This window comes from Mesorhizobium sp. M7A.F.Ca.CA.002.05.1.1, from assembly GCF_003998335.1.
GTDB lineage: Bacteria > Pseudomonadota > Alphaproteobacteria > Rhizobiales > Rhizobiaceae > Mesorhizobium.
Map to the genome: position 1 here is coordinate 1 of NZ_RZQI01000522.1, position 4,312 is coordinate 4,312.

6 protein-coding genes are annotated in these 4,312 nt (G+C 63.1%); all 6 read left to right on the plus strand.

What is annotated here, in order from left to right:
- Positions 1-378: FAD-dependent oxidoreductase (locus tag EN939_RS23000; protein WP_164751154.1), on the plus strand; the 378-nt coding region annotated here is incomplete at its 5' end.
- Between the two features lie 2 nt (positions 379-380).
- Positions 381-1,694 (plus strand): NAD-dependent dihydropyrimidine dehydrogenase subunit PreA, encoded by a 1,314-nt coding sequence (gene preA / locus EN939_RS23005; protein ID WP_127269910.1) that lies wholly within the window; start codon positions 381-383, stop codon positions 1,692-1,694.
- A gap of 199 nt (positions 1,695-1,893) precedes the next feature.
- Positions 1,894-2,397, plus strand: coding sequence for an RrF2 family transcriptional regulator (locus tag EN939_RS23010; protein WP_024501511.1), 504 nt, complete (start codon positions 1,894-1,896; stop codon positions 2,395-2,397).
- A gap of 42 nt (positions 2,398-2,439) precedes the next feature.
- Positions 2,440-2,898 carry a carboxymuconolactone decarboxylase family protein gene (locus EN939_RS23015; protein WP_127269912.1) on the plus strand — a complete coding sequence of 153 codons (459 nt, stop codon included), beginning with the start codon at positions 2,440-2,442 and terminating at the stop codon, positions 2,896-2,898.
- Between the two features lie 62 nt (positions 2,899-2,960).
- Positions 2,961-3,338, plus strand: a complete 378-nt coding sequence (locus tag EN939_RS23020) for a DoxX family protein (RefSeq protein WP_127269914.1) — start codon at positions 2,961-2,963, stop codon at positions 3,336-3,338.
- A gap of 114 nt (positions 3,339-3,452) precedes the next feature.
- The coding region (locus EN939_RS23025) for a glycosyltransferase family 4 protein (protein ID WP_164751155.1) at positions 3,453-4,312 on the plus strand (860 nt) is incomplete at its 3' end.

The following is a 4,312-nucleotide window of genomic DNA, read 5'->3' on the forward strand; positions in this document are numbered from 1 at the left end:
ACCACCCGCCACTGGCTGCAGCCGAAGCGGGTGATCGCCGAGGGCGGCAAAGTGTCGGGCATCGAACTCGAATACACCGCCATGAACGGCGACAGGCTTGCCGGCACCGGCGAGACCCTGACGCTCGTTGCCGACCAGGTGTTCAAGGCGATCGGACAGAGTTTTGTGCCGGCAGCCCTCAACGGCAGCGGTGCGTCGATCGATCTCGAAGCCGGCCGCATCAAGGTGGATGCGGAAGGGCGTACGTCGCTTGCCAGGGTCTGGGCCGGCGGCGACTGCATCTTCGGTGGCGACGACCTCACCGTCTCGGCGGTCGCGCAGGGGCGCGACGCTGCGGAGAGCATCAACCGGGCACTGACCTCGAACGGGAGGGCATGAGCATGGCAGATATCAGAAACAATTTCGTCGGCATCAAGTCGCCCAATCCGTTCTGGCTTGCCTCGGCGCCGCCGACCGACAAGGCCTACAACGTCATCCGCGCCTTCAAGGCCGGCTGGGGCGGCGTGGTGTGGAAGACGCTCGGCGAGGAAGGCCCGCCGGTGGTCAACGTCAACGGCCCGCGCTATGGCGCGATCTGGGGCGCCGACCGCCGCCTGCTCGGCCTCAACAACATCGAGTTGATCACCGACCGCGACCTGCAGGTCAATTTGCGCGAGATCAAGCAGGTCAAGAAGGACTGGCCCGACCGCGCCATCGTCGTCTCGCTGATGGTGCCTTGCGTCGAGGAGGCCTGGAAGGCGATCCTGCCGGTGGTCGAGGAGACCGAAGCCGACGGCATCGAGCTGAATTTCGGCTGCCCGCACGGCATGTCGGAGCGCGGCATGGGCGCGGCTGTCGGCCAAGTGCCGGAATATATCGAAATGGTGGTGCGCTGGTGCAAGCAGAACACCCGCATGCCCGTCATCACCAAGCTGACGCCCAACATCACCGATGTGCGCAAGCCCGCACGGGCGGCACATGCCGGCGGCACCGATGCGGTGTCGCTGATCAACACCATCAATTCAATCACCGGTGTCGACCTCGACAGCTTCGCGCCGCAGCCGACAATCGACGGCAAGGGCTCGCATGGCGGCTATTGCGGCCCGGCGGTGAAGCCGATCGCCATGAACATGGTGGCCGAGATCGCGCGCGATCCAGAAACCCGCGGCCTGCCGATCTCCGGCATCGGCGGCATCACCACCTGGCGTGACGCGGCCGAATTCATGGCGCTCGGCGCCGGCAATGTGCAGGTGTGCACGGCGGCGATGACCTATGGCTTCAAAATCGTGCAGGAAATGATCGCGGGCCTCGAAAACTGGATGGACGAGAAGGGGCACGCCTCGCTCAACGACATCGTCGGCCGCGCCACGCCCAATGTGACCGATTGGCAGTATCTCAACCTGAACTACGTCGCCAAGGCGCGTATCGACCAGGATGCCTGCATCAAATGCGGCCGCTGCCACATCGCCTGCGAGGACACTTCGCACCAGGCGATCACCAGCATGGTCGACGGCGTCAGGCACTTCGAGGTGAGCGAGGCCGAATGCGTCGGCTGTAATCTCTGCGTCAATGTCTGCCCGGTCGAGAACTGCATCACCATGGAGCCGCTGGCAGCCGGCGTGATGGACCAGCGCACCGGCAGGCCGGTATCGCCCGTCTATGCCAACTGGACGACGCACCCGAACAACCCGATGGCCAAGGTGGCAGCGGAATAGGGACACGTCACGAGAAGAGCGCCGAGGGCGCAGCAGCTTCTCTTCCCCCCCGTATAGTGACGGGGAGAAAGACGCTGTCATCGCCGATTTCGCCAATCACCAACGTATTCCTTTTTCGAAAGCGGACGACTCTGCATTTTCCTATTGCAGATAAGAATTATCCACGATAATATATATCCATGATAAAGGAGCCGATCCAATGAAACTGGGCGAGGGCGTTGAGGCAGCCATCCATTGCGCTGCCACGCTGGCGAGTGTGGAGGGGAACAGCACCATGCCTGGCGCTGCTCTCGCCGAGGCCTTTGGCCTGTCGCCTAGCTATCTGCTGAAGCATCTCAACATGCTGAGCGCCGCGCGCATCCTGGAATCGGTGCCCGGGCCTGCCGGTGGCTATCGGCTGGCGCGGCCGGCCGAGCGCATCACGCTGCTCGACATCGTGCTGGCCGTCGAGGGCCGCGAGCCGGCCTTCCGTTGCGGCGAGATACGCCAGCGCGGTCCGGTGAAGCTCGATGCTTCAGCCTATGTCAAACCCTGCGGCATCAACGCGGCGATGCTGAAGGCCGAGCGCGCCTATCGCGCCGCGCTCGCCGAGACCAAGCTGTCCGATATCGTGGCCACCTATGCGGCAGAAGGCGATCCCAGGTCACTTGCCGCGAGCTGCGCCTTCGTCGAGCGCCACCAGCGGCCGCAGAAATCCAGTTAACCCCGCCGACCCAAACCCAGGCAGATTTGAAAGGACAAGAAGATGAAACAGAGGCTGCAATTTTTCGCCAAGGCGCCGGAGATCATGAAGGCCGTGTCGGCGCTCAACAAGGCGGTGGACGAATGCGGGCTCGAGGTGAGCCTGCTGCACCTGATCAAACTCAGAGCGTCGCAGATCAATGGCTGCTCGTACTGCGTCGAGATGCATAGCCGCGAGGCGAGGCGCGACGGCGAGACCGAGCAGCGGCTCTACCTGGTTTCAGCCTGGAAGGAATCGCCGCTGTTTTCCGAGCGCGAACGCGCCGCCTTGGCCTGGACCGAGGCCGTCACCCTGATCGCCAACAATGGCGTGCCGGACGAGCTCTATGCAAAGACGCTCGAGCATTTCTCGGAAGAGGAATTGGTCAAGCTGTCCGTTGCGCTCGGCATGATCAACACCTGGAACCGGCTGTGCATTCCGTTCCAGGCCATTCACCCGATGCCGGCGGCCAAGGCCGCCTGATTGTCCATTTATGTTGGGAGCGCCGTCGAAAGACGGCGCTCCACTTTCCAAGGGAGCGTTTGATGCCTGCCGATTTGCCTTCAACCTTGTTGTTTCTCGCTCGCCTGTTGCTCGGCGGCGCCTTCGTCTTCGCCGGCCTGCGCAACATCCAGAACGCGGCCTTCCTGACCCAGATGATGGCTGCGCGCGGCGTGCCGCAGGCAAGATTGGCGCTGTGGCTCGGCATCGTGCTTCAGATCGCCGCCGGCGTGCTGGTCATCGCAGGATTGTGGACGGCACTCGCGGCCGCGGTGCTGCTGGTGTTCCTGATCGTTGCCACGCCGATGTTCCACAATTTTTGGGACCATCAGGGCCCGGATCGTGCGTCCCGCATCAATGGCTTCGTCGGCAATGTCGCCCTGAGCGGTGGCTTTCTGACCCTGATCGCGCAATCCGTTTGACGCACAGTTGCATGCCGACTGCGGCCTCTGGTGCCGACGGCTCGATCATAAAATCGGAACCAATCGAGGCGTTGACGCATTTCACACCTGCATGCCCAGCATCCAGGATGGAATATGAAAATCGCCCATGTCGCGCCGCTTTATGAATCGGTGCCGCCAAGGCTCTATGGCGGCACCGAGCGCATCGTCTCGTATCTAACCGAAGCGCTGGTCGATCTGGGCCATGAGGTGACGCTGTTCGCCAGTGGCGACAGCCAGACTTCCGCGACGCTGGTAGCCAGCCGGGAACGCGCGCTGCGCCTCGATCCGCGTCCGCTCAAATCCGAGATCGCTGCGCATCTTTCGATGCTTGCTCAGGTGAGGGACCGGGCGTCGGAGTTCGATGTCATCCACTTCCACCTCAGCCATTTCCTGCACTTTTCCTTCTTCGAGGATCTCGCCGACCGCACGGTGACGACGCCGCATGGCAGGCTGGATTATGTGGACCTGGCGCCGGCCTATGAACGGTTTCCGCGTTTTCCCCTGATTTCCATTTCGCACAGCCAGAAGGCGGGCCTTGCCAAGGCCAATTGGCTGGCGACGATCCATCACGGGCTGCCGACCACTCTCTACGAACCGACTTTCGAGACGACGGCGGAAGAACCCTACCTTGCCTTCCTCGGCCGGTTCTCACGCGACAAGCGCCCGGACCGCGCCATCGAGATCGCCTTGCGGTCGGGGCTCAAGCTGAAGCTTGCGGCAAAGATCGGCGACGACGACCGCGCCTATTTCCACGAGGTGGTCGAACCGTTGATCGACGGCGATCGCATCGTCTATGTCGGCGAGATCGAGGAGGACCAGAAGGCGGAATTTCTCGGCAAGGCGGCCGGCCTGCTGTTCCCGATCGACTGGCCGGAGCCGTTCGGGCTCGCCGCCATCGAGGCCATGGCCTGCGGTACGCCGGTGATCGCCTGGAATTGCGGTGCGCTGCCCGA

What these genes read in the sequence shown, in the direction of transcription:
- preA (WP_127269910.1), top strand. Translation starts at nt 381, where the DNA reads ATGGCAGATATCAGAAACAATTTCGTCGGCATCAAGTCGCCCAATCCG.
- EN939_RS23010 (WP_024501511.1), top strand. Translation starts at nt 1,894, where the DNA reads ATGAAACTGGGCGAGGGCGTTGAGGCAGCCATCCATTGCGCTGCCACG.
- EN939_RS23015 (WP_127269912.1), top strand. Translation starts at nt 2,440, where the DNA reads ATGAAACAGAGGCTGCAATTTTTCGCCAAGGCGCCGGAGATCATGAAG.
- EN939_RS23020 (WP_127269914.1), top strand. Translation starts at nt 2,961, where the DNA reads ATGCCTGCCGATTTGCCTTCAACCTTGTTGTTTCTCGCTCGCCTGTTG.